This is a genomic window from Nocardia sp. NPDC056611, assembly GCF_042792755.1.
Taxonomy (GTDB): domain Bacteria; phylum Actinomycetota; class Actinomycetes; order Mycobacteriales; family Mycobacteriaceae; genus Nocardia.
In genome coordinates, this window is sequence record NZ_JBHTVV010000002.1 from 542,179 (window position 1) to 568,242 (window position 26,064).

The 26,064-nt window shown below is 69.6% G+C and carries 26 protein-coding genes; 10 read left to right on the top strand and 16 right to left on the bottom strand.

All coding sequences use genetic code 11. From position 1 onward, the window contains the following. Nucleotides 1-18: 18 nt before the first annotated feature. Nucleotides 19-666 (top strand): response regulator, encoded by a 648-nt coding sequence (locus ACFRAQ_RS11120; protein ID WP_379097397.1) that lies wholly within the window; start codon nt 19-21, stop codon nt 664-666. 12 nt (nt 667-678) lie between these two features. Here the strand turns inward: ACFRAQ_RS11120 and ACFRAQ_RS11125 are convergent, their stop codons facing one another. After that, nucleotides 679-1,299 (bottom strand): class I SAM-dependent methyltransferase, encoded by a 621-nt coding sequence (locus ACFRAQ_RS11125; protein WP_379097400.1) that lies wholly within the window; start codon nt 1,297-1,299, stop codon nt 679-681. Nucleotides 1,300-1,513: 214 nt separating this feature from the next. Here ACFRAQ_RS11125 and ACFRAQ_RS11130 point away from each other — a divergent pair, with 214 nt between their 5' ends. Next, on the top strand, nt 1,514-3,070 hold the full coding sequence (locus ACFRAQ_RS11130) for an amino acid permease (RefSeq protein ID WP_379097403.1): 1,557 nt from the start codon (nt 1,514-1,516) through the stop codon (nt 3,068-3,070). On the opposite strand, the gene ACFRAQ_RS11135 is transcribed toward ACFRAQ_RS11130, so the two are convergent. The 5 genes from ACFRAQ_RS11135 to ACFRAQ_RS11155 form a co-directional block, all read right to left on the bottom strand. After that, complete coding sequence (locus ACFRAQ_RS11135; RefSeq protein ID WP_379097406.1) at nt 3,071-3,835, bottom strand: 3-oxoacyl-ACP reductase; 765 nt, start codon at nt 3,833-3,835, stop codon at nt 3,071-3,073. A 37-nt stretch (nt 3,836-3,872) separates the two neighbouring features. Then, on the bottom strand, nt 3,873-5,234 hold the full coding sequence (locus ACFRAQ_RS11140; RefSeq protein ID WP_379097409.1) for an aldehyde dehydrogenase family protein: 1,362 nt from the start codon (nt 5,232-5,234) through the stop codon (nt 3,873-3,875). Beyond that, nucleotides 5,231-5,974 carry a gamma-glutamyl-gamma-aminobutyrate hydrolase family protein gene (locus ACFRAQ_RS11145; protein WP_379097412.1) on the bottom strand — a complete coding sequence of 248 codons (744 nt, stop codon included), beginning with the start codon at nt 5,972-5,974 and terminating at the stop codon, nt 5,231-5,233. The genes ACFRAQ_RS11140 and ACFRAQ_RS11145 overlap by 4 nt, the downstream gene beginning before the upstream one ends. Beyond that, nucleotides 5,955-7,310, bottom strand: coding sequence for a glutamine synthetase family protein (locus tag ACFRAQ_RS11150; RefSeq protein ID WP_379097415.1), 1,356 nt, complete (start codon nt 7,308-7,310; stop codon nt 5,955-5,957). The genes ACFRAQ_RS11145 and ACFRAQ_RS11150 overlap by 20 nt, the downstream gene beginning before the upstream one ends. A 143-nt stretch (nt 7,311-7,453) precedes the next feature. After that, nucleotides 7,454-8,248, bottom strand: a complete 795-nt coding sequence (locus ACFRAQ_RS11155; RefSeq protein WP_379097418.1) for a DUF222 domain-containing protein — start codon at nt 8,246-8,248, stop codon at nt 7,454-7,456. A 302-nt stretch (nt 8,249-8,550) separates the two neighbouring features. Here ACFRAQ_RS11155 and ACFRAQ_RS11160 point away from each other — a divergent pair, with 302 nt between their 5' ends. Next, on the top strand, nt 8,551-9,111 hold the full coding sequence (locus ACFRAQ_RS11160; RefSeq protein WP_379097421.1) for an AAA family ATPase: 561 nt from the start codon (nt 8,551-8,553) through the stop codon (nt 9,109-9,111). A gap of 34 nt (nt 9,112-9,145) precedes the next feature. Here ACFRAQ_RS11160 and ACFRAQ_RS11165 read toward each other — a convergent pair whose 3' ends face one another. From ACFRAQ_RS11165 to ACFRAQ_RS11185, 5 genes are all read right to left on the bottom strand, one after another. Beyond that, nucleotides 9,146-9,694, bottom strand: a complete 549-nt coding sequence (locus ACFRAQ_RS11165) for a hypothetical protein (protein ID WP_379097424.1) — start codon at nt 9,692-9,694, stop codon at nt 9,146-9,148. Beyond that, nucleotides 9,691-10,812: a hypothetical protein gene (locus ACFRAQ_RS11170; RefSeq protein WP_379097427.1), complete on the bottom strand. Its 1,122-nt coding sequence runs from the start codon at nt 10,810-10,812 to the stop codon at nt 9,691-9,693. Before ACFRAQ_RS11170 ends, ACFRAQ_RS11165 begins: the two co-directional genes overlap by 4 nt. 29 nt (nt 10,813-10,841) lie before the next feature. Then, a complete protein-coding gene (locus ACFRAQ_RS11175; RefSeq protein WP_379097431.1) occupies nt 10,842-11,249 on the bottom strand; it encodes a FixH family protein in 408 nt (135 codons plus the stop codon). Next, on the bottom strand, nt 11,246-12,685 hold the full coding sequence (locus ACFRAQ_RS11180) for a hypothetical protein (RefSeq protein ID WP_379097434.1): 1,440 nt from the start codon (nt 12,683-12,685) through the stop codon (nt 11,246-11,248). The genes ACFRAQ_RS11175 and ACFRAQ_RS11180 overlap by 4 nt, the downstream gene beginning before the upstream one ends. Nucleotides 12,686-12,791: 106 nt before the next feature. Next, nucleotides 12,792-13,220: a hypothetical protein gene (locus ACFRAQ_RS11185; RefSeq protein WP_379097437.1), complete on the bottom strand. Its 429-nt coding sequence runs from the start codon at nt 13,218-13,220 to the stop codon at nt 12,792-12,794. 150 nt (nt 13,221-13,370) lie between these two features. On the opposite strand from ACFRAQ_RS11185, the gene ACFRAQ_RS11190 reads away from it, so the two are divergent. After that, nucleotides 13,371-13,997 (top strand): helix-turn-helix domain-containing protein, encoded by a 627-nt coding sequence (locus ACFRAQ_RS11190; RefSeq protein ID WP_357083777.1) that lies wholly within the window; start codon nt 13,371-13,373, stop codon nt 13,995-13,997. A gap of 4 nt (nt 13,998-14,001) precedes the next feature. Here ACFRAQ_RS11190 and ACFRAQ_RS11195 read toward each other — a convergent pair whose 3' ends face one another. Beyond that, nucleotides 14,002-14,934, bottom strand: coding sequence for an alpha/beta fold hydrolase (locus tag ACFRAQ_RS11195; RefSeq protein ID WP_379097440.1), 933 nt, complete (start codon nt 14,932-14,934; stop codon nt 14,002-14,004). Between the two features lie 151 nt (nt 14,935-15,085). Here ACFRAQ_RS11195 and ACFRAQ_RS11200 point away from each other — a divergent pair, with 151 nt between their 5' ends. Then, a complete protein-coding gene (locus ACFRAQ_RS11200; RefSeq protein ID WP_379097442.1) occupies nt 15,086-15,910 on the top strand; it encodes an SDR family oxidoreductase in 825 nt (274 codons plus the stop codon). Nucleotides 15,911-16,138: 228 nt separating this feature from the next. Here the strand turns inward: ACFRAQ_RS11200 and ACFRAQ_RS11205 are convergent, their stop codons facing one another. Continuing rightward, nucleotides 16,139-17,830, bottom strand: coding sequence for a bifunctional 3'-5' exonuclease/DNA polymerase (locus tag ACFRAQ_RS11205; protein ID WP_379097444.1), 1,692 nt, complete (start codon nt 17,828-17,830; stop codon nt 16,139-16,141). A 350-nt stretch (nt 17,831-18,180) separates the two neighbouring features. Here ACFRAQ_RS11205 and ACFRAQ_RS11210 point away from each other — a divergent pair, with 350 nt between their 5' ends. Next, nucleotides 18,181-19,542, top strand: a complete 1,362-nt coding sequence (locus tag ACFRAQ_RS11210; protein ID WP_379097447.1) for a DoxX family protein — start codon at nt 18,181-18,183, stop codon at nt 19,540-19,542. A gap of 235 nt (nt 19,543-19,777) precedes the next feature. On the opposite strand, the gene ACFRAQ_RS11215 is transcribed toward ACFRAQ_RS11210, so the two are convergent. Then, a complete protein-coding gene (locus ACFRAQ_RS11215; protein ID WP_379097450.1) occupies nt 19,778-21,001 on the bottom strand; it encodes an erythromycin esterase family protein in 1,224 nt (407 codons plus the stop codon). A gap of 108 nt (nt 21,002-21,109) precedes the next feature. Between ACFRAQ_RS11215 and ACFRAQ_RS11220 the strand changes: the two genes are divergently transcribed. Next, complete coding sequence (locus ACFRAQ_RS11220) at nt 21,110-21,805, top strand: TioE family transcriptional regulator (RefSeq protein WP_379097452.1); 696 nt, start codon at nt 21,110-21,112, stop codon at nt 21,803-21,805. Between the two features lie 104 nt (nt 21,806-21,909). Further along, nucleotides 21,910-22,278: a hypothetical protein gene (locus tag ACFRAQ_RS11225; RefSeq protein ID WP_379097455.1), complete on the top strand. Its 369-nt coding sequence runs from the start codon at nt 21,910-21,912 to the stop codon at nt 22,276-22,278. Between the two features lie 7 nt (nt 22,279-22,285). Here the strand turns inward: ACFRAQ_RS11225 and ACFRAQ_RS11230 are convergent, their stop codons facing one another. Next, complete coding sequence (locus tag ACFRAQ_RS11230; protein WP_379097458.1) at nt 22,286-23,611, bottom strand: oxygenase MpaB family protein; 1,326 nt, start codon at nt 23,609-23,611, stop codon at nt 22,286-22,288. 94 nt (nt 23,612-23,705) lie between these two features. Between ACFRAQ_RS11230 and ACFRAQ_RS11235 the strand changes: the two genes are divergently transcribed. Further along, the gene (locus ACFRAQ_RS11235; protein ID WP_379100207.1) at nt 23,706-24,290 is read left to right on the top strand and encodes a TetR/AcrR family transcriptional regulator; all 585 of its coding nucleotides are present in this window, start codon (nt 23,706-23,708) and stop codon (nt 24,288-24,290) included. Nucleotides 24,291-24,309: 19 nt separating this feature from the next. Further along, entirely contained in the window at nt 24,310-25,062 is a 753-nt protein-coding gene (locus ACFRAQ_RS11240) for an SDR family oxidoreductase (protein ID WP_379097461.1), read from the top strand. Here ACFRAQ_RS11240 and ACFRAQ_RS11245 read toward each other — a convergent pair. Beyond that, nucleotides 25,044-26,003 (bottom strand): TIGR03620 family F420-dependent LLM class oxidoreductase, encoded by a 960-nt coding sequence (locus tag ACFRAQ_RS11245; RefSeq protein ID WP_379097464.1) that lies wholly within the window; start codon nt 26,001-26,003, stop codon nt 25,044-25,046. The genes ACFRAQ_RS11240 and ACFRAQ_RS11245 overlap by 19 nt on opposite strands. Nucleotides 26,004-26,064 lie beyond the last annotated feature (61 nt).

Genomic DNA, 26,064 nt, shown 5'->3' on the forward strand with positions numbered 1-26,064 from the left:
TGCGGTGAGGGAGGTTTCGTGATCCGGGTGGTGCTGCTCGACGACGAGGAGCTGGTGCGCTCCGGCATCTCCATGATCCTGGAGGCGGGCGGCGGGATCGAGGTGGTGGCGCAGGCCGGGGACGGACGGTCGATCGTGGACCTGGTCGCCAAGCACCGGCCCGACGTCGTCGTCACCGACATCCGGATGCCGCACGTGGACGGGCTGGAGGTGACCCGCCGCGTGCGCGCCCTGCCCGCACCGCCCGCGGTCGTCGTGCTGACCACCTTCGGACTCGACGAATACGTCTATGCCGCACTGGAATCCGGTGCGGCCGGATTTCTGCTCAAGGACACCCCGCCCCGGGAACTCGCCCGCGCTGTCGAGGTGGTCGCCGCCGGTGACGCCATCCTGGCCCCCTCGATCACCAAACGCATGCTCACCGCGTTCACCCAGGGGTCCGGCGCGCAGCAGCCCGACGCCCTGGCCCAGCTCGAGCCCCTCACCGACCGGGAACGCGAGGTCGCCCAGGCGGTCGCCACCGGCGCCGGCAACGCCGAGATCGCCCGCACCCTCCACATGAGCGAGTCCACCGTGAAGGTGCACATCAGCCGGGTCATCGCCAAGCTCGGCCTCGAGAACCGCACGCAGATCGCGATTCTCGTGCTCCGTGCCGGATTGGCGTGAGCGCGCGTCGGTTCAGATCCGGGTCAGCGCCGCGAGCCAGGCCGCCACGGGGGTGGGGTCGGGCAGGATGTCGAGCGTGGCGGGCTCGAGCGAGTCCAGTCGCCAGCCGTCGGTGAAGGCGCTCTCGATATCGGTGCGGCGCAGGCGATGCGGTCCCCAGGTGCCGGGCTGGCGGTCGCTGAACCCCAGCAGGAAGTAACGGCCGCCGGGGCGCAGGATCGCGGCCAGGCCGGTCACCAGGGCGGCGCGGTCGGCGCCGTCGAAGAGGTGGAACAGGCCGCAGTCCAGGATCGTGTCGAAGGTTTCGCCGAGGGTCGGCAGTTCGAGGGCGTTGTGGCGGCGGAAGGTGACCCGCAGGCCGCGTTCCGCGGCCTTGGCGCGGGCCAGGTCCAGGGCGTGGGCGGACTGGTCGATGCCGGTGGCGTCGAGGCCGTGGCTCGCGGCGAGCAGTGCGTGTTCGCCGGTGCCACAACCCAGGTCGAGTACCCGGCCGCGCAGTTCACCGGCGTCGGCGAGGTCCGCGAACGGGCGCTGCGGGCGGTCGATGTCCCAGGGCGGCTTGCTGGCGTAGAGGGTGTCGGCGGCGTCCGGGTCGTGGTACTCGGGGTGCGGATCGCGCGGGGGAGGTGTCACCGGAATCTCCTGCCGGGAGCGTGGTCGTGCGGGGACCCTTCGAATTTATCGAGACACTGTGTCTACGGTCAAGCTTCGTTGTCCGCGTGTACCGGGCCGTCGACCTTACCGGGCGACCGGTTTCGGCGTTGACCCTGCGGACCCAGCGGGATTGCCGCACACTGGGCTCCTGGCAAACGCCGTGTGAGGGCGGCGTTTTCACTCGGGAGTGCCCATGACCGCAACCCAGTCTCGATCCGATGATGACGAACGGCGGCTCGCCGAACTCGGCTACAAACAGGAATTGGCCCGATCCTGGTCGGGATTCTCGAATTTCGCGATCAGCTTCACCATTGTCTCCATTCTCACCGGCGGCCTGGCCAGCTACGGAATCGGACTCGCCAACGGCGGCCCCATCACCATGGCGTGGGGCTGGCCGCTGGTCTCGGTGATGGTGCTGTTCGTGGGCCTGGCCATGGCCGAATTGGCCTCGGCCTACCCGACTTCGGGCGGCCTGTACTGGTGGGCGTCGGAACTGGGCGGGCCGGTGTGGGGCTGGTTCACCGGATGGTTCAACCTGATCGGGCAGATCGCGGTGACCGCCGCGATCGATTACGGCGCGGCCATTTTCACCACCGCCGTGCTCAATGTGATCGGCATCGACATCGGCACCGACCGCACCGCCATCTTCCTGGTGTTCTCCGGAATCCTGGTGCTGCACGCGGTGCTGAACGTGATCGGCCCGCACCTGTCGGCGGTCATCAACAATGTGTCGGCCTGGTGGCATGTGGGCGGCGTCGCCATCTTCGTGGTGGTGCTGGGATTCGGTGCGCAACACCATCAGAGCATCGGATTCGTGTTCACCAAGACGGTCGACAACAGTGCCGTGGGCTTCGGCGGGGTGGCGTTCAGTTTCCTGCTCGGATTGCTGCACGCGCAGTACACGTTCACCGGATACGACGCCTCGGCGCACATGTCGGAGGAAACCCACGACGCCTCGCGGATGGCGGCCAAGGGGATCATCAACACCATCGTGGTGTCGGCGGTCGCGGGCTATCTGCTCATCATGGCGGTGACGTTCGCGATCCCGAATCTCGACGACGCCCTGGACCCGACCAAGAACAGCGGATATCCGGTCATCTACATCCTGCAGAATTCGCTGAATTCGTTCTGGTCCGGACTGCTGCTGATCATCGCCGCCATCGCCCAATTGTTCTGCGGCTACGCCTCGGTGACCGCGGCCTCCCGCATGCTGTTCGCCTTCGCCCGCGACGGCGCGGTGCCGGGATCCAAGCTGTGGGCGACGCTGTCCTCGCGGCGGGTGCCGGTGAACGCGGTCATCTTCGTGTCGGTGTTCGCGTTCATCCTGCTGATCCCGTCGATGCTGGTGCCCGCCGCCAACGCGCCGACCGCTTACGCCGCGGCGACCTCGGTGGCCACCATCGGCCTCTACATCGCCTACGGGATTCCGGTGCTGCTGCGGCTGGTGCGCGGCGATCGATTCCAGGCCGGGCCGTGGCAGCTCGGCCGCTGGTACCGGCCCGTCGGGGTCATCGCCTTGATCTGGATCGTGCTGATCAGTGTGCTGTTCATCCTGCCGACCGACGATCACGGGTATCCGTCGGTGGACGGATTCACCTGGAACTCGGTGAATTACGCGCCCATCACCCTGGTCGGGGTGGTCGGCGCGATCGCCATCTGGTGGTTCGCCTCGGCCCGGCGCTGGTTCACCGGGCCCAAGCGGACCGTGGAGGAGCCGCCGGGGGCCGAGGAGGCCCCCGTCAGCGCCTGACTACAGCGGGGTGACGTACGCCCCGGAGATGCCGCCGTCGACCAGGAACTGCGAGGCGGTGATGAAGGAGGAATCGTCGCTGGCGAGGAAGGCCACGGCGGCGGCGATCTCCTCCGGCTCGGCGAACCGGCCCGTCGGAATGTGCACCAGCCGGCGGGCGGCCCGCTCCGGATCCTTGGCGAACAGCTCCTGCAGCAGGGGAGTGTTGACCGGTCCGGGGCACAGCGCGTTCACGCGAATCCCCTGGCGCGCGAACTGCACCCCCAGTTCCCGGCTCATGGCCAGCACGCCGCCCTTGGAGGCGGTGTAGGAGATCTGCGAGGTGGCCGCGCCCATCACCGCCACGAACGACGCGGTATTGATGACCGAACCCTTGCCGCGCTCGAGCATGTGCTCGATCGCGTACTTGCTGCACAGGTACACCGAGGTCAGATTGACCTCCTGCACGCGGCGCCAGGCATCGATGCCGGTGGTGAGGATCGAATCGTCGTCCGGCGGTGAGATGCCCGCGTTGTTGAAGGCGATGTCGAGGCCGCCGTAGGTGTCCACGGCGGTCTGGAACATGGCCCGCACCTGCTCCTCGTCGGTGACGTCGACCTTCACGTAGAGCCCGCCGACCTCGGCGGCGGCGGCCTCACCGGCGACGGGGTCGATATCGCCGACCACGACCTTGGCGCCCTCCTGGGCGAACCGGCGAACGGTGGCGAGTCCGATGCCGCTGCCGCCGCCGGTGACGACCGCGACCCGATCCTGTAAGCGCTGCAACGTATCTCCTTCGGTTGATGGATGTCGGCGGTGCGGGCTATTCGGTGGCGAGGAAGACGTTCTTGGTTTCGGTGAAGGCCCTCGCCGCGTCGGGTCCCAGCTCCCGGCCCAGGCCGGACTGCTTGAATCCGCCGAACGGCGTCCAATACCGCACGGAGGAATGGGAATTCACCGACAGGTTCCCCGCCTCGACGCCGCGCGCCACCCGCAGGGCGCGGCCGACGTCGGAGGTCCAGATCGAGCCGGACAGGCCGTACTCGGTGTCATTGGCGATGCGCAGGGCGTCGGCCTCATCGTCGAACGGGAGCACCGCGACGACCGGGCCGAACACTTCCTCGGTGAGCACCCGGTCGGTCGGGGAGGTGGGCAGCACCACCGTGGGCGGGAACCAGAATCCGGGGCCGTCGGGGCGGGCGCCGGTGAAGGCCACCTTGGTCGACGGTTCCAGGAATCCGGCGACGCGGTCGCGGTGGGCGGCGGAGATGAGCGGTCCCATCTCGGTGGACTCGTCACCCGGATCGCCGACCCGCACGCCGTGCACGGCCGGTTCGAGGAGTTCGAGGAAGCGGTCGAAGACGCTGCGCTGCACCAGGATCCGGGAGCGGGCGCAGCAGTCCTGCCCGGCATTGTCGAACACGCCGTAGGGCGCGGTGGCGGCGGCGCGCTCCAGGTCGGCGTCGGCGAACACGATATTGGCGCTCTTGCCGCCGAGTTCGAGGGTCACCCGCTTCACCTGATCGGCGCAACCGGCCATGATCTGCTTGCCCACCTCGGTGGAGCCGGTGAACACCACCTTGCGCACGGCCGGGTGGGTGACGAAGCGCGCCCCGACCACCGAGCCGCGGCCCGGGATCACCTGGAAGACATGCTCGGGCAGGCCCGCTTCCAGTGCCAGCTCGCCGAGCCGGATCGCGGTCAACGGGGTGAGCTCGGCGGGCTTGAGCACCACCGTGTTCCCGGCCGCGAGCGCCGGCCCGAAGCCCCACGCCGCGATCGGCATCGGGAAGTTCCAGGGCACGATGATGCCGACGACTCCGAGCGGTTCGCAGAAGGTGATGTTCACCCCGCCCGCGACCGGAATCTGATTGCCCGTCAACCGTTCCGGCATGCCCGCGCTGTAGTGCAGCACATCGCGGACATTGCCGGCCTCCCAGCGGGCATTGCCGATGGTGTGGCCGGCATTGCTCACCTCGAGCCGGGCGAGCTGTTCGATCTCGGCGTCGACCGCCTCGGCGAAGCGGCGCAGCAGCCGCGCCCGATCGCCGGGGGAGACGGCTCGCCAGCCGGCCGACGCGCGGTAGGCGCGTTCGATGGCGGCGTCGGTGGCGGCCGCGTCGGCCGCTTCGATGGTGGCCACCACGGTCTCGGTGGCAGGGTTGACGACGTCGGTCGTGGTCACCGGTTGCGCTCCTTCGCGTACTGTGCGGCCTGATCGACCAGGGCCCGCATGAGGCGGGTCTCGGTGGTGTTCTCCTCCGGATGCCATTGCACGCCCAGCAGGAACGGTCCGTCGCGGGTCTCGGCCGCCTCGATGATGCCGTCCTGGGCGTGCGCGGCGACGGTGAGCTCGGGGGCGAGGGTGTCGATGGCCTGATGGTGGTGGCAGTGCGCCTTCAACTCCGGGCCGGTGATCTCCGCCAGCCGGGTGCCCGCCACGGTGGTGACGGTCGTGACCGTGAAGACGCCGGGCGTGCGTGAATGATCGGTGTGGCCGACCACATCCGGGACGTGCTGGTGCAGGGTGCCGCCGAGGGCGGCGTTCACGAGCTGGAGTCCGCGGCAGATCGCCAGGATCGGCAGACCCGCCTCCCGTGCCAGCTCGAACAGCCCGAATTCCGATTCGTCGCGGTCGCGCCGCGGCCTGCCCGTCTCGGGATGGGGCGCCGCGCCGTAGCGGGCCGGATCCAGGTCCGCGCCACCGGTGAGCACGAGGCCGTCGAGGCGCTCGACCAGCTCGGGCCGCGCGGCGCCGGTGGGCGGCAAGAGGACCGGAATCCCGCCCGCCCGCTCGGTCAGGTCCACGTAGGTGCGCGCCAGCACGGCGGCGTCCACGTCCCAGTGGCCGAAGCGGGTGCGTTCGGAGTAGGTGGGCAGGCCGATGATCGGCCGCGGTGCGGGGTCAGAGTCGTTCGAAGCCACGGATGCGCTCCCAATCGGTCACCGCCGCATCGTAAGCGTCCAGCTCGACCTGTGCGGCATTGCGGTAATGCCGCACCACGTCCGCGCCGAACGCCTGCTGGGCGACCTTGCTCTCGCCGAACAGGTGCGCCGCCTCACGCAGGGTCTTCGGTACGCGCGGGCGGTTGGAGCTGTAGGCGTTGCCGTGGAACTCCGGCTCCAGGGGGAGCTGCTGGTCGATACCGTGCAGGCCCGCGGCGATGACCGCCGCGACGGCCAGGTACGGGTTCACGTCGCCGCCGGGGATGCGGTTCTCCAAGCGCAGTGACGAGCCGTGGCCGACGGTGCGCAGGGCGCAGGTGCGATTGTCGCGACCCCAGGCCAGCGCGGTCGGGGCGAAGCTTCCGGCCTGGAAGCGCTTGTAGGAGTTGATGTTCGGAGCCAGGAAGTAGGTGAGGTCCCGTAGCGAGTCCAGCTGCCCGGCGATGAAGTGCCGCATCAGCTTCGAGGGGCCGTCGCCGTCGGTGAATACCGGCTCGCCGCCCGCATTGCGCAGGCTGATGTGGATGTGGCAGGAATTGCCTTCCCGCTCATTGTATTTCGCCATGAAGGTGATGCTGCGGCCGTCTTGCGCCGCGATCTCCTTCGCGCCGGTCTTGTAGACGCTGTGGTTGTCGCAGGTGACCAGCGCCTCGTCGTAGCGGAAGGCGATCTCGTGCTGGCCCGGGTTGCATTCGCCCTTGGCGGACTCGACATACATTCCCGCGCCGGACATTTCGGTGCGGATGCGGCGCAGCAGGGGTTCGATGCGCGCGGTGCCGAGCATCGAGTAGTCGACGTTGTACTGGTTGGCGGGCGTCAGGTCCCGGTAGCCGCCGCGGAACGCGGACTCGTAGGTGTCGTCGAAGACGAGGAACTCGAGTTCGGTGCCGACGTAGGCGTACAACCCGTGCTCGGCCAGGCGATCCAGTTGTGCGCGCAACACCTGCCTGGGGGAGGCGGTGACGGGCTTCCCCTGGTCGCCATGGGGGTCGACCTGCTCGACGTCGCACAACACCAGGGCGGTGCCCGGCAACCAGGGCAACAGGCGGAGGGTGCTCAGGTCCGGCCGCAGGACGAAGTCGCCGTAGCCGGTGTCCCAGGACGACATGTCATACCCGTCGACAGTCGTCATCTCCACATCCACGGCCAGCAGGTAGTCGCAGGCCTCGGTCGCGTGGTTGAGCACTTCCTCCACGAAATACCGTGCCGAACAACGCTTTCCCTGCAACCTGCCCTGCATGTCCGTCATGGCCACCAGCACCGTGTCCACCGTGCCCGCCGCGACCCTGGCGACCAGGTCCGTCACGCTCAACATTCCGGCCCGCATCTTCGACCCCTCTCGACGCCAACGTGCTCACGCTAGGCGAACCGGACCGCGGGTGTAGTCGATACACGCAGAGATCATCGGAGTGTCACGAAGCCAAGAAGGGAGAGGGTGGCCGAGCTTGCGAGGCCCCCTCACGTACCAGCCCCGCTCACGGCTCGGCCGCGCGTCATCCAGGGGAAGGGGCGTCCGGCGTGGTCGAAGATCGCAAGAAACGGCTTGGACTTCTGCGCCAGCTGCAAAGCCTGTTCCAGCGGCACGGTCCCGCCTGAAGCGGTGGTCGCTACACCGGCAGCGGCTTCGACCTCTGCCAGGCTCATGGTGATGATCGTGGACACGGGCAGTCCGCGATGCTGACCCACGTTCGCCGGGCCCATCTCCGGACGCAGGAACGCCACCAACGCGTCGTGGTTGCGCTGCGCGGCGGTACGGGTGTCGCGGCGCGCCGCCCGCTCCAAACCGGCGAGGGCTTCGTCGTCGAGTCCTTCTGTGGTCCAGGGGCTTTCAGCGTCATCGGTGAGACGCCCATCGGGATCGAGATAACCGAGGAGTCGGTCACCGACTTTGGGCAGGTCGTCAGGGGTGGAGGTGGCAGCGAAGTGGGCCAGCTGAAATTCGGCACGGTCACGAGTATCAGCGTCGACCTTGGTGGGAATTCGGTTCACGATCTTCGCGATCGCACGGGCGGAATCGACTGACACCAAACCCATTTCCTGGAACGCGGCCGTCCATGCCAGCCAGGGCTCGGCCACCCGCCCGGCTTCCTGGCGCAGCCCGAGCAACTCGGCGGCCCGCACACGAGCGCTAGCTTCGGCATGACCGATCCGCAAAGTCTGCTCGAGGTACTTCGAGGTGCGCTTCACCCCGGCCTTCTCCGGCAACCCGCGGTTCTCCACCTCGCGAATCATCTTGTGCTCGAAGCTCGCCATCCGTCCGGAGCGAATTATGTTCTACCGGACACTAAATTCCGGCCCGGGTAAGAATCCGCCGAGTGAACGGTGCCGCGATGCCCAATACGGCCAGCGCGATCAACAGGGCGACGATCATGCTGGCCAAGCACCCTCCGCTGCCCCCTCCCGCCAGCCGCCCCGACTCCTGTGCGGCCCGCACCGCCCGCCGAGAAGCCTCGGATCCCTGCCAATGCGGAGAGTTCATATCGGTCCCGCCTTACTCCCGAAAACACCGAACAACGCACCCCCGCTGCCCAGTATCTGTCGGCTACGTTCGGGTCATGCCCGGAACCGACGAATCCTCCCCGGCCCCACCCGCCCCGGCGGTGTATCTGATCACCGGCATTCAAGCGTCCGGGAAATCGACTGTCGCCCAAGCGCTTGCCGAGCGGCTTCCACGGTCGGCCCATGTTCGAGGCGACGTCTATCGGCGTTTCGTGGTGAACGGTCGTGAGGACATGTCACCCGATCCCACCCCCGAAGCGGTCGAGCAATTGCGCCTGCGGCACCGGCTCGCGGCACGGACCGCCGATGCCTACGCTGACGCCGGGTTCACGGCGGTGGTCCAGGACGTTGTGCTCGGCGAGATGCTGCCGTATCTGATCGGCGAGATCCGTACGGATCCGCTGTACGTGGTGGTCCTGGCACCGAGTAGGGAGGCGGTGGCACGGCGCGAGTCGGCCCGAACCAAGAAGGCGTACGGCACCTTCACGGTCGCCGATCTCGATATCGGCCTTCGCGACAACACGCCACCTCTGGGTCTCTGGCTCGATACCTCGGACCTGACGGTTTCCGAGACCGTCGACGAGATCCTCGTCCGCGCCCGCCCCTTCGGGCGGTAGTCCCACGCTGTCGCCGGGACTACCGATCAGGCCGTCACGCAGGCTGCATGACCGGGGCAGGGCGGCGGTTGCGCCGCCACGCGTACGCGAGGAAGGCGATCAGGCCGATCAGAGGAAGCGTGCTGATCGCCCAGCTGATACCCAGTGGCGGGCCGGGCTGTTCGAGCACCTGGAGGTCGGCGAGATCGCCTTCACCGCGGCCCTGCGGGCCGTCGATGACGAAATGGAACTTCCACACCCCCTCCTGGTCGAGCGAGCGGACATCCAGGCCCCACACATCGCGCTTGCGCGGATGCCGGGAAAGGGGTTCGGCGCGACGGACTTTGCCATTGGGCTGGTATTCGGTGAGGGTGCCGGTCTTGTCCTCGACACCGCCGTCGGGGATGAACGTGAAGTCCAGGGATTGCATGGCGCGCAGGGGCCATTCGCTGAAGCCGACGGTTATCGAATAGGGCCCGGCCTGCACATGTTCGGTGTGCACGATATTCACCGGTTGATAAGCCGACGCCGTGCCCGCGGTGGCCGCGGTCAGTCCGATGATCGCGAAAAGCGTTGCGGCGAGAGTGACGAGGCGGTTGATCATGCGCTGACCTTCTCGGAGGGGGCGGCCAGACGCAGCATCTCGCCGAACGGCCGGCCCAGGTACCCGGCCAGCGCGCCGAGCACGGCGGCTGCGACGATGGTGGCCACGATGACCGTGGTCCGGGGTAGGTGGGCGTCGTAGATGATGATCTGCTGGACGGGGTTGAAGCCGCCGATGATCGCCCCGCCGAGGGCGCCCGCCAGGACCGGCAGCAGGCGGGACCGGGCGTCGGCGCGGCGCAGGAGCAGGTCGATCACGATGCCGACGGGGATCAGGCAGAACGGGATGAGTGCCGGGGTCGCCGGAATGCCCCGAATATGTTCGCGCAGGGGCAATCCCACGAAATCGGCGTAGGTCCGGGCCGCCCACGGCGCGAACCACCAGAACACGCCCTGGATGCCGGAGGCGAAGACCGCGGTGACGGTCGCGCCCCACCGTTCGAAGCCAGCGCCGACCACCATCAGCAGGATCACCATGAACGCGGTGACCGCCACGGTCCACCGCACCGACCCGACGCTGAGCCGCTGCACCGCCAGCGCGGTGACGGTGCTCGACGTCGCCAGATGCGCCAGCGCGAACAGCGCGCCCACCCGGCCCCACCGGTGCGCCCGCGCCGCCGCGAACACGATCACCGTGCCGACCGAGATCACCGTGCTGGACAGGAACAATCCGATGTGCGGCGGCGAGTCGATGATGGCGTCGAACCCGTAGAGGCTGTGCCACCACAGATCCCACAGCCCGTACAGCAGGAACGAGGCCGCGCCGAGGGCCGCCACCATGTAGCCGAGCGGCGCGGTGAAGGTGCGGCCGAACACGCCGATACCGGGACCGCCCAGTTCGCCGTCCACCCGGCGGCCCGCACGCCCGGCGGCGGTGGTGATGAGAATGACTGTCAGACCGGTGAATCCGGCGACCGCCGCGCTGGCGTAGATGAACAGGTGCGGCAGGGTGAAGAAGGTGTCGGGGCCGACATCGGTGTGCCACTGGATGTCCCAGGTGGACCCGACCGCGAAGGTCATGCTGGCGGCGAAGAGGATCGCCGCGGGTAGCCACGGGCGGACGGTGATCGGTGCGGTCGCTTCGGCGGTGAGCCCGCGACCATTGGCGGTGAGGTCCATGTGCTGCTCCTGATCCTCTTTCCTTCGATTCAATGGGCCGGAACGGAGAAGACGGCGCTCCCGGAACCCGGTGCGCCGGACAGTTTCACGGCGATCTCCCACTGCCCGGGCATCGGCAGCGTGACCGTCGCCCGGTAGTGGCCCGGAGTGACCGCGGTGGCGGTGCTCGGCGGGAGGGCATGACCCATCTGTGGCATGGCGGGCTCCACCGACACCTTGTCCGGTGTCGCGGCCGTACCCTGGGCGTCGGTGATCTCGAGATCGACGGTGTTGTCACCGACATGCGCGGAGCCGCCCGACACCCGCAGTTCCACCTGATAGGGCCCGGCGGCGCTGCGGGACACCGATGGCGCGGCATCGGCGGGCCACCACAGCCACGCCGCGACCGCCGCCAGCGCGGCGACGACGGCCACGATCACTCCGGTGCGCTTGGTCATTGCGGAACCCCCGCTCGAACGTCGACGGTGGCCGGCACGGTCATCACCGAATAGCCGCGCTCGGCCTGCGCCCACACCAGGTACCGGCCGGGCAGTGGAAAAGTGAAGGTGAAAGCCACATTCGGGCCGAACGCGGCCACGGTCTCGTCGGGTGGTTGCGAGCCGACGGCGGGCAGCGGGGCCATGGCGTGCGCGTGCGCCCAGACGGGGACGCTGGCCGCGGCCGTTCCGGCGGGCACCCCGTCGGGCAGCGGGCCGACCGCGATGAGATGGCCGACCATGCCCAGCCAGGGCTGGAGATCGGCCGGGCCGCCGAATGCGGCCGTGAGCGTGGTGGGTTCGCCCGCGACCGCCTCGGTCGTGGTGAGCGTCGCCCCGCTCGGCGCGACGCCGTGGGCGTCGGCCGGACCGGAGTCGCCTCGGCCACCGATCCGCAGCGAGGAGCGCAGCAGTTGGACGCCGCCACCGCGCCGGGCGATCTCGGCGGCCACCGCGTAATCACCGGATTCGATGGACCCCAGGCTGACCCGATACTCGCCGGGCGCGACCCGGATCGGATGCCGATGCCACAGCCGTCCGGACGGACCGACCACCATCAGATGCAGCAGCGCGTCATTGCTGACCAGCAGGTCGTCCACCGGCCGCCCCGTCGCCGAATCGGTCAGCGACAGCGCGAGCTCGGCCGGCTTGCCCGCGTCGGCGGCCTGCGCGCGCACCGCCAGATTGGCCGGGGGCCGTGAGTAATTCGTGGTCAGCGGCAGATCCCGCTCCGGGTACGGATTTCCGACATTGCCCGAGGTCGGATCGAACAGACTGCCCGCGGGCCGCGGCTGCGGTGCGTGCGACGACAACACCGCCCCGGTCGTGCCCACCGTCACCGCGGCGATCAACGCGCCCACCGGGATCAAGGTCGGCCAACCCCGCTTGGAGAGCAGCGCGGTGCCCAATGCCACCAGCAGCAGCGCTCCGGCCGCGAAGAATCCGCCGTAAGCCGCTCGCTCCCAGGGCGTCACCACCCGCGCGGCCACGAGGAACGGAATCCGCGCGGTGCGTTCGCCATCGGCGATGGTCAACTCCCACGGCCCCGCGTGATCCACCCGCAGGGTCGCGGCGTAGATGCCGGGCCGATCCCCGAGCTCGACGGTCCCCGTGGACGACTCACCCCCACGATCGACGGGCGTCGCGGTGAGCGCCAGCGTCCCCGGCGCCGTCCCCGCGTGCGTCACGACCTCGACCCGCACCGGTCCGGCCTCGGCCCGCCGCACCACAACGGTCAGCTCCCGGGCCCCGAGTGACTGCGCCACCGTCAGATCGCCGCCGCTCGCGGCCCCGTCGGCCCGGGCCTGCGGCGCGAACCAGGAACCCAGCAGGGACACGCAGAGCACACCGATGATCAGGCCCACCCCGCGCAGACGAACGTTCGACGGCGGCTGCACCGTTCCGAACCTACCGAAAACCGCCGCCCGGGAAATCCCACCCGCGGGGGATATCGCCTCAGGGCGGTATCAGGGTAAACGCGATCACCAGGGGGTGGAAGGCCGCCTACGACAGGTGGTTTCGAAGCCAGCCGGGCCCGACCGTTGTCGCGCCGAGGGATTCGACCCGCGCCCGCAATCCGCGATCGGCCGTCACCACCGTGATCGCGGGCATGGGATCCGAGCCCCCGACCTCGGCGGCCACCACCTCGACGATCGTGTCGTCGCCGGACCCGCCGGCCAGCACTACGCGCAATCCCGCCGACCCGCTCTCACCCGCGTCGGCGTGCCCGTCACCGGCCCGGTCGGCGGCGGCCTTGGCCGCGCCCTCCAGCACCACGATGATCCGCGTCGAGCCGGGCAGTCGCGTCCGCAGCGCACCCAGCTCGCCGAGCAGCCGCCGCGCCGCCCCGGCCCGGTCGCGCCACCACCCGTCCGGCCGCGACCCGACCACATTGGCGGCGTCCACCACGATCACCTGCGAGGCATCCTGCATCCGCCCAGTCTCCACCCGATCCGCCGCGGAACGCGGGATGGGCGGTCGCGCGCCGTCCTGTGCTGTCCGGCCCGCCCGTATTGATACGGTTGCTGCCTGGAGAATCATCCGCGAAACGACAGGCAGTGATCAGTTTTGGCGTCCGAATCGATGGCAGGCGAGAGTGCGTCGCGGCGGGCCGCGCCGCCCACCCGGCGTGGACAGCGGACCCGGGGTGCGCTGATCGCGGCCGCGCGGGAGGTGTTCGAGCGGGACGGCTACCTGGACGCCAAGATCGCCGACATCTCCAAGACGGCGGGCATGGCGGCCGGATCCTTCTACACCTACTTCGACAGCAAGGAGGAGATCTTCGCCGCGCTGGTCGAGCAGGTGTCGGAGGAGATGCTGCATCCGCATGTGCGTGAGCGCAGTGGGATCACCGATCCGCGCGCCCTGATCGAGGCGGCCAACCGCGATTACCTGTTGTCCTACAAGCGCAATGCCCGGCTCATGGCCCTGTTCGAACAGGTCGCCCAGATCGACGAGAACTTCCGGCGCATGCGGATGGAACGCGGGAAGGCGTTCGCGCAGCGCAACGCGCGCATGATCCGCGAACTGCAGGAGTCCGGGCAGGCCAGCGCCGACCTGGATCCGATGATCACCGCGCACGCGCTGTCGGCCATGGTGAGCCGGATGGCGTCGATGGTTTTCGTTCAGAAGCAACGGATTCCGTTCGAGAAGCTCGTCACCACCCTGACCCAGCTGTGGGTGAACGCGCTGCAACTGAAGACGGACTGACCGATCAGTCCAGGCCGCGCGCGAACTCGATCAGCGCGGCATTGACCTCCTCGGGCCGTTGCTGCTGAATCCAGTGGCCCGCGCCGTCGAGGATGAGCGAGCCGCGCAGATCACCGAGCACCGCCGCCATCTTGTGCATCGGCGTGAAACGGATGACCGGATCGGTCGACCCGGCGATGAACAGCGACGGGCAGTCGATCTTCACGCCCTCCAGGTGCGCGGTCAGCTCCCAGGTCAGATCGAGGGTGCGGTAGTAGTTCAGCCCGCCGGTGAACCCGGTGCGGGTGAAAGCCTCCACGTAGTAATCGAATTCGGCTTCGCTGAGCCACGGCGGCAGCGGCGGCTCCGGCTCACCGGTGTCCAGGAACGTTCCCGCGGTGACGATGTCGTCACGCAACAGCGTGCGCCGCACATCCGCCGCCAGCACCGCGTCCGCGACGCCGGGCTCCTGGAACCACACCATGTAGAAGTCCTCGCCCAGCCGCTTGCGCATGATCGGCAGCGGTGGCGCCGACGAGCGCGGGGTGGCGGGCACGCTCAACCCCGCCACCGCCCGCACCCGCTCCGGGAACTCGCGGGCCAGATGCCACACCACCGACGCGCCCCAGTCGTGGCCCACGAAGATCGCGTCCTCGAGCCCGTACGCGTCCAGCAGCCCGACCAGATCCCGGCACACCGTGAGCAGGTCGTACGCCTCGATCCCGGCCGGTCGCGAACTGCCGCCGTAGCCGCGCATATCCGGTGTCAGCGTCCGGAAACCGGCCTCGGCCAGCGCGAACACCTGATGCCGCCACGAGAAGCCGAGCTCCGGGAACCCATGGCAGAACACCACCGGCGCGCCCTCGCCGTGCTCGACCACCCGCAGGTCGATGCCATTGGTCGCGACCTGCCCGCTGCGCAGGCGATTCCACTCGTCCACCGGATGTGCTGTCCGCATCGGCTGTTCACCTCTCGAGACCGGGACGGTTGACGCCGGGGGAGTCATGAACTTGAATCCGACGCAGGGTTCATATTTCCATGAGCCGGCGCGTTCGATCCAGCCTCCGACGGCCCGGATCGGCGGCCGGAATCGGCTGGAGGGAGCATCCGTGCAGGTCGCGGGTAAGAATGCCATCGTCACCGGAGGAGGCGGCGGCATCGGTGGGGCGATCGCCGCCCGGCTGGTGCGGGCCGGGGCGCGGGTGGTGGTCGCGGATCTGAACGCCGACGCGGCCGCGGCCGTGGTCGCCGCGCTGGAACCGGAATTCCCGGGCGCGGCCGTGGCGGTCGGCGCCGATGTGGCCGACACCGATCGCATCGCCGAGCTCATCGCCCGGTGCGAGACCGAATTCGGGCCGGTGGGCCTGTATTTCGCCAATGCGGGCGTCATGGGCGGGGTCGGGCTCGGCGACGACAAGGACTGGGGTGTCACCCTCGACGTGAACCTCAACGCGCATATCCGGGCGGCGCGGCTGCTGGTGCCCGGCTGGGTCGAACGCGGCGAGGGGTACTTCGTCAGCACCGCCTCGGCGGCGGGGCTGCTCACCCAGATCGGTTCGGCCGCATACTCGGTCACCAAGCACGCCGCCGTCGGATTCGCCGAATGGCTCTCGGTCACCTACGGCGACGCCGGGATCCGGGTCAGCTGCCTGTGCCCGATGGGCGTGGAGACCGCGCTGCTGCGCGCGGGCGAACACTCCGGCGACACTCTCGGCATGGCCGCCACCCGCGCGGTCACCTCGGCGGGCGCGGTCCTGACCCCCGACGAGGTCGGTGAACTGGTCCTGGCCGCCGTCGACGACGAGCGCTTCCTGATCCTGCCGCACCCGGAAGTCCTCGACATGTACCGCCGCAAGGGCGCCGACTACGACCGCTGGCTGGCGGGCATGCGGCACTACCAGGCGCGACTGCTCGAGGGTGCGGGCGGGCAGTGACCACTGAGCGACGGCGCTGAGCCACCCCGAGCAGTCGCCGTGGCGGACGGTGCCCGCGGGCCTGTCGCAGCGGCCATGCCGGAGGCGGGTAGCCGCAACGCGCGGTGATTACCCGACGCGGCAAGGGCGACCCACGCCGCAGGCCTTGGCGAGTGCACGACGCACGGCACACTCGCCGCCACCACACGTGGCTCGCCCGCACAGGTGCCGCCCGCTGCTGATTCGGGCCTACTTCGCGTCCGCGTAGCACTCGACGATGGCGGTGGTGAAGGGGAAGCGCACCGGCGTCGGGCCGAACGCGAGCTGACCGGCGGTGTCGGCGGCTCGGGCGATCGCGTCGGCGACGGTCGCGGCTTCCTCCGCGGGGCAGTGCACGATGACCTCGTCGTGCTGGAAGAACACCAGTTCCGCGCGCAGTCCGGTGGTGTGCAGGGCGTGGCGCAGGCCCGCGAGCACCAGCAGCGTCCAGTCGGCGGCACTGCCCTGGACGACGAAATTGCGGGTGAAGCGGCCTCGGGCCCGGGCACGCGGGGTGCTGCCGAAACCCGGGGAACCGCCTGCCTCGTCGTCGGGTTGGTCGAAAGCGGTTGCGGGCGGGCAGGTTCGGCCGAACCAGGTGCGGACCAGGCGGCCCTGTTCACCGGCGGTGGCCGCGTCGTCGACGAAGGCGACCGCGGCCGGATAGCGTCGCCGCAGTTCGGCCATGTGGGTGAGCGCGTCGCCGGAGGTCTGGCCGTAGATCGCGCCCAGCATGGCGATCTTGGCTTGGGCGCGGTCGCCGCCGAAGGCCCGGGCGGCCAGATCGGCGTAGAGGTCCTCGCCGCGGCCCGCCACCTCCATCAACCCGCGGTCGCGGGAGATGGCGGCCAGCACTCGCGGTTCCATCTGGTCGGCGTCGGCGACCACCAGCCGCCACCCGGGGTCCGCGCGGATGGCGCGGCGCACGATCTTCGGAATCTGCAGCGCGCCACCGCCATTGGTGGTCCAGCGGCCGGTCACCGTGCCGCCCGGCAGGTACTCGGGCCGGAATCGGCCGTCGCGCACCCACTGGTCGATCCAGGACCAGCCGTGGGCGGTGTGGAGGCGGTAGAGCTTCTTGTACTCCAGCAGCGGTTCGACGGCCGGATGGTGGATGTCCTGGAGCTCCCATTTGCGGGTGGAGGACAACAGGATTCCCGCGCGGGCGAACGCGCGGATGATGTCCTGGGGGAGATCGGGCCGGACCCGCACCCCCGTCCCGAACGCCCGCGACACCTCGTCGGCCAGCTCGGCCAGCCGTCGCGGCTCCGACCCGCTCGGCACGCGCTCGCCCAGCAGGGAATCGAGCAGCTCGCGGTGGACGTCGGCGCGCCACGGAATCCCGGCGCGCGACATCTCCGTCGCCACCAGCAGCCCCGCCGACTCGGCGGCGAGCAACATCCGCATGCGGGCCGGGTACTCGGCCGCGGCCGTCCGCGCCACCTGTCCCGCGTACACCTCGAGCAGCGCGGTGAACTCGTCGGTCCCGGACGGCAGTGGCACCGGCCCGGATTCGAACAGGGTCGGTTCGGTGTCGGCGGCCCGGGCGGGCGCGTCCTGGGGGACAGGGAGGTCGTGCAGGCGCGCCCACGCGGCGGCCAGCGACCGGGCCTGCCCGGACTGGCCCTGTTCGTGCCCGATCAGCAGCGCCTCGGCCGACTCCACGTCATAGCAGCGGTCGACCCGCACCCCGGCGTCGAGCAGCCGCTTGTAGATCGCCGCCGTCGACCGCCACACCCACCGCTCGACCTCCGGCCGCACCCGCACCGCCTCCGCGACCGAGGACTCCTCGACCACCGGGCCCGCCGGACGGCCGCGCTCGTCCAGCGGGCACACCCGTGCCCCGCCGTCACCCGTCTCCGCCACCGCCCACCGCATACCGGTGAGTCTGGCAGTGGGCACAGACAATTCCGTGACACCCGACCGTGGCGGGTGTCCGCGGGGCGGGCGGCGCTACCGGAATGTCCGCTAGCTCGAGTTTCAAGCCCTTGCGAGCAGGTCCGTCAGGGCCCGCCATCGCGCCGGATCGGACTCGATGCGAGATGACCGGGCGAAGGGCCAGCGCACGATAAGCCTCCGACGCAGGATGCGCCCCAGCCGGGGCCGTCGGCCGGGAGCCGCCGCTCCTGGCCCCGATCCCGGGGGCAAGGGGTGTAGGGGCAAGGGATTTGCCGGGTACGAACCGACCGTTCGCCGACCTAACGTTCAGCGTCGCAGGGTAATCAGTTGCGGTAACTCTCGGAGGAATCGGTGTGGTTGTGCAGTTGGCCGTCGAGGCGGACGTCGCGGTGACGGGTGAGCCGCGATGGAGTCCGTTGCGGCGGATGGTGTTCCGGTATTCGTTCGTGACGCTGGGTGTTGGAATGGCCGGGGTGTGGGTGCTGCACATGCTGCTGCGGTCGGTGGGAGTCTCGCAGCAGACCGTGGTGGGTGTGGCGAAATGGACGGCACTGCATCCGCTCACGGATTGGCTGGGGGAGCATGTCTTCGGCGTCCATGTCGACTGGTCGTACACGGGAAGCGGAGATACCGCGGCGAATTGGGTGTCGCTTTTCACCCTGCTGTTCGTCGCGGTGCCGATCACGGCGGTGTGGTCGGTGCTGGACCGGCGGCGGCCGGACTATGTGCGGCTGTACGCGTGGTTCCGGATGGTGGTACGTCTGGCCCTGATGAGCGCCCTGCTGCTGTACGGCGTCACGAAACTATTGCCCTCGCAGATGGCGTTCGCGCTGGACCGGCTGGTGGAGCCGTTCGGCGATCTGAGCCCGATGGCGGTGTTGTGGTCGCAGACGGCCAGCTCTGAGCCGTACGAAATCGCCTTGGGCGCAGCAGAAGTCACCGCAGGTTTGCTGCTGATCCTGCCGTTCACCGCGGGGCTGGGTGCGCTCCTGTCAGTCGTGGTGACCCTCCAGGTGTTCCTGCTGAACCTCAGCTTCGATGTGCCGGTGAAAATACTCTCCGGCGAGCTGCTGGTGTATGCGATGGTGCTGGCTGCCCCGGATATCGCACGCACCGTCCGGGCGCTGGTCGGGCGCGCGGTGCCGGTGCGCCGGCCCGAGCCGCTGGTCTCCTCGCCGCGCGGGCGGCGAATCCTGGTGGCGGCACAGGTGATTCTGGGGATGTGGATACTCTTCACGACTCTCGGCGAGGGGCACGACGCCTGGCAGACGTACGGAAATGGCCGACCGCACTCGCCGCTCTACGGGATTTGGAATGTCACCGAGTACACGGTCGCGGGCCAGGAGGTCCCGGCGCTGGTCGACTTCCGGTCCACGCCATCGGATGGCCGTCTCATCGGTCCGGCGGACCGATTCCGCCGTCTCATCTTCGACATCCCGCAGGGCGTGACCGCTCAGCGCATGGACGACTCGCTGGTGTCGTTCCCGGTGGAGATCGATACCGATCTGCACACCGTGACCATTACGAAGGATCTGGCGCACCAGTGGAAGCTCGCCGTCCTGAATTACGAACAGCCCCAGCCTGATCAGCTGATGCTGGACGGTCAGCTGGCCGGCCGTCCGGTCCATCTGCGCCTGACCCGGGTCGATCTCGACCGCTTCCGGTTGATCTCGCGTGGGTTCCACTGGGTTCAGCCGGCGCCGTACCTCCGCTAGCTCGAGTTTCAAGCTCTGCGGACTGTGTCGTGGGCCCCAGATGTGGCGCTGGATCGGGGCCGCATCGAGATCGATCGGCTGCGTCGGGCGCTGGCCGGCGTGCCGTTGCCGCGGGCGGCGGAACCACCCACGACAGCGATCTGCACGCCGCCCACCACATCCTCGCCGCCGGACGGGCGGAGAGGCTGAACGCCTGCGGAGGGACCGTCAGTCTTTCCGTCCGAATCTCCGGCCTTCAGGCAGTAGATGACGTCAACCAGTATTGATGCTGTGCGCCGTCGGTGTCGGTGATGAAGACGACCGCGTCGGCGCCGTCGAGATCGGCGATCGTGAGCGGGAAATGGCCGCGCACAATCGGTTCGGCGGACACGATCGCGGGGGACAGGGCGGCGACGAGCGCCCGTGCCGGGAACAGGGCGCGGCCGGGGGTCGCCTCGGCGAGCACACCCTGGAGGGTGCCCGGAACCGGGGCGGGCGTCGCGTCGGTCGCCACGAACAGATAGCGCTCGCCCAGGGTGAAGGCGGTCAGCGCGCCCGCGTTGCTCCATGCGGGCTGGTCCGGCACCCGGGGATGCAGGTGCGCATTGTGTGCGAAGACGAGCGTCGGCCCGCGCTGCTGCTCGCGCTCGGCGATCGCCAGGATGTTGTCCGCCATCATCTCCGATCGCACACCGGACAGGCCGCCGATGCGGTCGGGGCCCGGGGTGGCCATGGCGGCGTGGTAGCGCAGCAGCCCCAGCGCGGTCCGCGCGTGGGTGACGGCCTGGGCGTAACCGGTCGGATCGGTCGCGCGCAGCGAGGGTCCCGCGCGGTGCAGGGCATCGGCGAGGTCGTCGGCGATCAGACGCAGCGCGCGGGCGCGGTCGGAGTCGCCGATCGAGGCGGACGGATCGTACATGGCCGCCTGGTTCGTCCACTCGGCGTCCGCGCCGAGCAGCCCGTCGAGCTCGGCGACCGATGCGGGCAGCAGAGCCTTCGGCAGCCGGTCGGCCAGCGCGCACAGCGCGGACCGGGGGCTCGGCGCACCCGAATACTCCACCGGCGCATCGAATCCGTAGAACCGCACCCGCTCCGAGGGCGCGCGGCCCGCGTTGTATTCGCGCAGCCACTCGACCAGTTCGCGATTACCGGGTATCGATCCGAACCCGTGGCTGAACCCGCTGTCCAGCACGGTGTCGATCGCCGCCGCCGACCCATTGACGTAGTCATCGACGATCCCCGCCGCGAGGAAATCGATCTCCAGCGCGATCGACCGGAACCCCCGGTCGGCTAGCCGGCTCAGAATGTCGTTGCGCAGCAGCGGGAATGCCGCGATCCCATGGGTCGGCTCGCCGAGCGCGAACACGGCCGGTGGTGTGGTGCGGGCGGACAACAGCTCGTCCAGAGCGAGGCCCAGGGTCGCGAGATCATCGGCTCGGTGGCCGATCGCGCTCGGCGAGGTGGGGGTGGTTGCGGACATGGCACTCCTTCCAGCAGGACTGCCTTTGACAGTATCGTTGAAGGTTGGAGTGAAACTTGTGTGATGTTCTTCCTGTTCGGAGCGGGAGAACCCTCAAAGGAGGTGGCTGTGCGCCCGATCGATCTGGCCCGCGAGCACGGCCTGTCGGCACAGGCGATCCGCAACTACGACGATGCGGGAATCCTCCCGCCCACCGAGCGCACCGACAACGGCTACCGCCGCTACACCCCCGCGCACGCGCAAGCGCTGCGCGCCTTCCTCGCCCTGCGCGCCGGCCACGGCCACGAACGCGCCGCGGAGATCCTGCGCTCCTGCCATCGCGGCGACACCGAATCCGCCTACCGGCTCATCGACGCCACCCATACCGCGCTGCACACCGAACGCGGCACCCACACCGACGTCGCGACCGCGCTCGACAACCTCTCCGCCACCCCGCCCGACCCGATTCCCGGCCGCCCCCTGACCGTCGGCGAACTCGCGCACCGCCTCGGCGTGCACGCCGCCACCCTGCGCACCTGGGAGACCGAAGGCATCCTGCGTCCGGAACGCGACCCCGCCACCGGCTACCGCCACTACCGGCCCGACGCCGTGCGCGACGCGGAGATCGCCCGGCAGCTCCGCCGCGGCGGATATCCGCTGGCACGCGTCGCGCACTTCCTCGAATCCCTGCACGAGGCAGGCGGAACCGAGGCGCTCACCGCCTTCCTCACCGCCTGGCAGCAGCGCCTGAACGCCCGCGGCCGCGCCCTGCTGTCGGGCGCGGCCCAACTCGACGCCTATCTCCTGCTGTGCGAGCGGATGTGACAACCTGCGCCGACATCACAACGGCCCCTGGCGCGCCCACCGGAACGGCATAGCATCGTAGGGAGATCCCGGACCGACGGCCCGGGCGGCAGGAGGTGCGAGTCATGGCCGGCAAACCCGAGATTCGATCGATCGGCAACCTCTCCGCGCCGTCGTGGGTCCCGGTGGAAGCCTGCGCGCTACCCACCGCCGAACAACCCTTGCGCGTCGCCGAATTCGACGCCCTCTTCCGTGACGCGGTGCTCGGCTGGGACCGGATCTCGGCGACCCGGCTGCGGCTGGATCTCGACGGCAGCGCCGAGCCCCGGGCCCGCGAACTCGCCGCGCGTGAGACCAGCTGCTGTTCCTTCTTCACCTTCGAATTCGCCGCCGCGGGAACCGATCTGGTGCACATGCACATCGGCGTGCCACCCGAGCGGGCCGTGGTGCTCGACGGCCTGGCGGCCCGGGTGACGGCGGCCGGATCCGCCTGACAGCGCGTCATTCCCCCGAATCGGCTCCCGGATACGCGCGGGAGTCGGTCGTGTACTCGGGGTTGCCGTAGACCACGAGCTGCTCGCGCACCTTGCGGACCGTGTAGGCGTCGGCCGCCCGGAGCAGGGTGGGCGACTGACTCGCCACGGTCATGAGAATGAACCGCAGGATGATGAACGGCGCGGTCAGGCCCACCCGGATCGCGTCGGGGAGGGTCAGCGTCACGCTCATGGCGGCCGCGGCCTTGCGATTGCCGCCGCAGAAGCCGAGGAAGAACACCCGGCTCCAGCTCTTCTCGATCGCGTCGGCGACCCGGTCGTAGCGCGAGCGGCCCGGGCGCAGGTACGCGGACATGGTGGAGCGGACCAGCGCACCGCAGGTGGCGTCGTCGAAGTCGTCGCGCAGGACGGCGGCCCGGCCGTGGAAGACCTCGAGGATGCCCGCCGCGGTGGTCGGCAGCAATTCCTCCGGCAGGCCCAGCAGGAAGCAGCGGTAGCGGCTGAATTCGAGGATCGCGCGTTCGCGGGCGCTGAACTCGGTGCGGCCCCGGCGGATCGCCATCGTCGCGAGCAGATACATATTGATCAGCCCGGCGGGCATCTGATCGACCTGCGGCAGCGGCACCCCGTACACGTCGGCGTCCCACCGGTCCCCGCGCGCCAACGCGTTGTAGCGCACCATCGAATGCATCAGGCGCACCATGGCCGCGGCCTCGAAACCCTCGCCGTGCCGTTCCAGCGCACCGGGCAGCGTGGTCACCGCGAAGAACGAGGCGGTCTCGTTGACCCGCCGCGCCGCCCGCCGCCCCGACAGCGCCCCGGTCAGTGTCATCGGCAGGGCCGCATAGGTATTGAGGAACGTCGCCAGGAACGCGCCCCGGATCAGGACCGGTGACAGGAACGCCGCGCCGACCCGCGAATGTCGCGCGCCCTCCTCGACCAGCTCCCTGTCCAGCCAGGCGGGCGTCGCCTCCATGGCCGCCAGGAACGCCCCCAGTTCATCGGGTGCGCCGGGCACCGAGTCGACCCCCGCACGGCACGCCTGCCGCAGCATCCCGATCAAGCCCTGGACGCCGTACTCCGGGGCGAGCGCCGCGTACGGGTCGGCCACCACATCGCCGAGCATCGTTGCGGTGCGCATCAATTCGACGACCCGATCGTCGGCCAGCAGCGGCTCGCGCGGCGCGACCCAGCCGGGCAGCGACGACTTGTCGCCGGGATCGACGGTGAAGCGGAAGGGGGACTCGTCGAAGTCGATCGAGCCGTAGAGGCCGGGCTGCAGTGCGCGCTGACTGCGCACGCGCTCGGCGAGTTCGGGGTAGTGCGGCGACATCGGAGCACCTCAACTTTCAACCTGTTAGTTAGAGGCTGACAGGTTGTAAGTTACCCTGTCAAGGGTGACCACCGCTCCCCGGACGCGGCGGCGGATGAGCGCAGAGAACCGCCGCGAGCAGATCCTCGACATCACCCACGAGATCGTCGGGGCGGAAGGCTTCCCCGCGGCCACCCCCAACCGGATCGCCGAGGCGGCCGGGGTCACCCGGCCCGTGCTGTATCAGCAATTCGGCGATATGGCAGGGCTTTTCGTCGCCCTCATCGACCGGGAGAGCGTCCGTGCCGCGACCCAGTTCGCGGAAGGCTTCGCGCAGGTGGACGAGACCGCCGACCCGGACCCGTTCGTGCGGGCCTTCGAGGGCGCGGTCCGAGCCATCGACGCGCATCCCGAGACGTGGCGGCTGTTCCTGTTCCCGCCCGCCGGCGCGCCGCCGGAACTGCACGAGCGCCAGGCCGTCTCCCAGGCGGCCGTCCGGGGATTCCTGGAACAGGAACTGCGGCAGGCGTTTCCGAAACTGCCCGATCCCGAATACACCGCGCGCATCCTGCACGCCTCCGGTCGCGAACTGCTCCAGTTGCGGCTCGCCGATCCCGAGCACGCCACCCTCGAACGGCTGGTCGCGCTGGTCCGGCACCTGCGCACCAACGTGCTTCCGGCGGATCGGGCCGCGGACTGACCGAATACGCTCGGATCCCGTGAGCACATCGAAGATCGTTCTCGTCACCGGAGCCGGAGCCGGATTGGGGCGCGCCATGACCCACGCGCTGACCGCCGCCGGGCATCAGGTCGTCGCGGTGGGACGCACCCGTGCCACCCTCGACGAGACCGCCGCGGCCGCACCCGGCGCGGGCGGCGTGGACGTCGTCCCCGCCGATGTCACCGACCCCGCCGCGGTGGACGAGGTGTTCGCGCACATCACGCGGCAGTGGGGGCGGCTCGACGCACTGGTCAACAATGCCGGGATCTTCGGGCCCAGCAAGCCGATCGACGAACTGTCCGCGGGAGAGTGGCGGCAGGTCGTCGACATCAACCTCACCGGCGCGTTCCTGTGCGCGCAGGCCGCGTTCCGGCTCATGAAGACCCAGACGCCGCGGGGCGGGCGGATCATCAACAACGGATCCATCTCCGCGCACACCCCGCGCCCCAACACGGTGGCCTACGCCGCCAGCAAGCACGGCATCACGGGTCTCACCAAGGCGCTCAACCTGGAAGGCCGCGCGTACGACATCGCGGTCGGGCAGATCGACATCGGCAATGCCGCAACCGAACTCACCGCGGGCATCGCGGCGGGATCATTGCAGGCCGACGGCAGCATCCGGCCCGAACCGACCATCGACGCCGCGCATGTCGCCCGGATCGTCGCCCAGACCGTCGACCTGCCGTTGGACGTGAACGTCCCGTTCGTCACCGTGATGGCGACGGGCATGCCCTACATCGGCCGCGGCTGACCGGACGGGGTGACCGCCGTTCCGGTGTCATCGTGTCGTCGGCGGGGGCCGTCATCCAGAGAGGCGAGCAGCTTCCACTGCTGTGCCGGGATGGTGAACGGCTCCGCCGGTAGGGCCTGCAAGCACACATGATCGGCGCCGGCGTCGATGTGGTCCGTGATCCGTTGCCGGACCTGGTCTTCCCCGATCGCGACCAACGCGTCGACGAGCCGGTCGCTGCCGCCGAGATCGGCGTCGGTGAAGCCGAGTCGCTGCCAGCTCGCACGGTAGCCGGGGTTGGACAGGTAGGCGCCCACGTGTGCCCGTGCGCGGGTTCGGGCGTCCGCGCCGGCGGCCCCGACCACGACAGCCTGTTCGACCACGAGCGTCCGGTCCGGTCCGAGCGCGGCGCGGGCCTGCGCGGTGTGTTCGGGCGTCACGAGGTAGGTGATCGCGCCGTCGGCCCGGTCCCGAGCCAGCCGCAACGCGCTCGGACCGAGCGCCGCCAGCACGCGAGGCAACCGGCCGGCGTCCGGCAATCCGAGCTGGGCCCGCAAGGCGTCCGGTGTGTCGAGATCGTCGAGGTAGTCGCGCAGCGCGGCCAGCGGTCTGCGGTATTCGAGTCCGAGCACGCCTTCGACGACGCGGGGATTGGAGGTGCCGGCCCCGAACACGAACCGATCCGGATAGGCATCCAGGACGGCTCGGGCCGAGGCTCGCATCCAGTGCGGATGGCGGCCGTATGTCACCGCGATCCCCGTGCCGACCACCAGTCCGCTTGTCGCGGAGAGCAATCCGGCGGCCGTGACGAACGGGTCGTGCGCGAGCCCTTCGCTGAGCCAGATCGCGCCCAGCCCCAGTTCCTCCAGCTCTGCGGCCAGCCCCGTCGCCACCGTCGGCGCTTGCAGATCGAGCCCGTTCACCCAGATGCCGGTGCGCGGCAAGTTGGTCGGCAACGTCATGTTCGACTCCTGTCCACTACAATTCGGAATGCCATTCCGAATATACGGAATGGCATTCCGA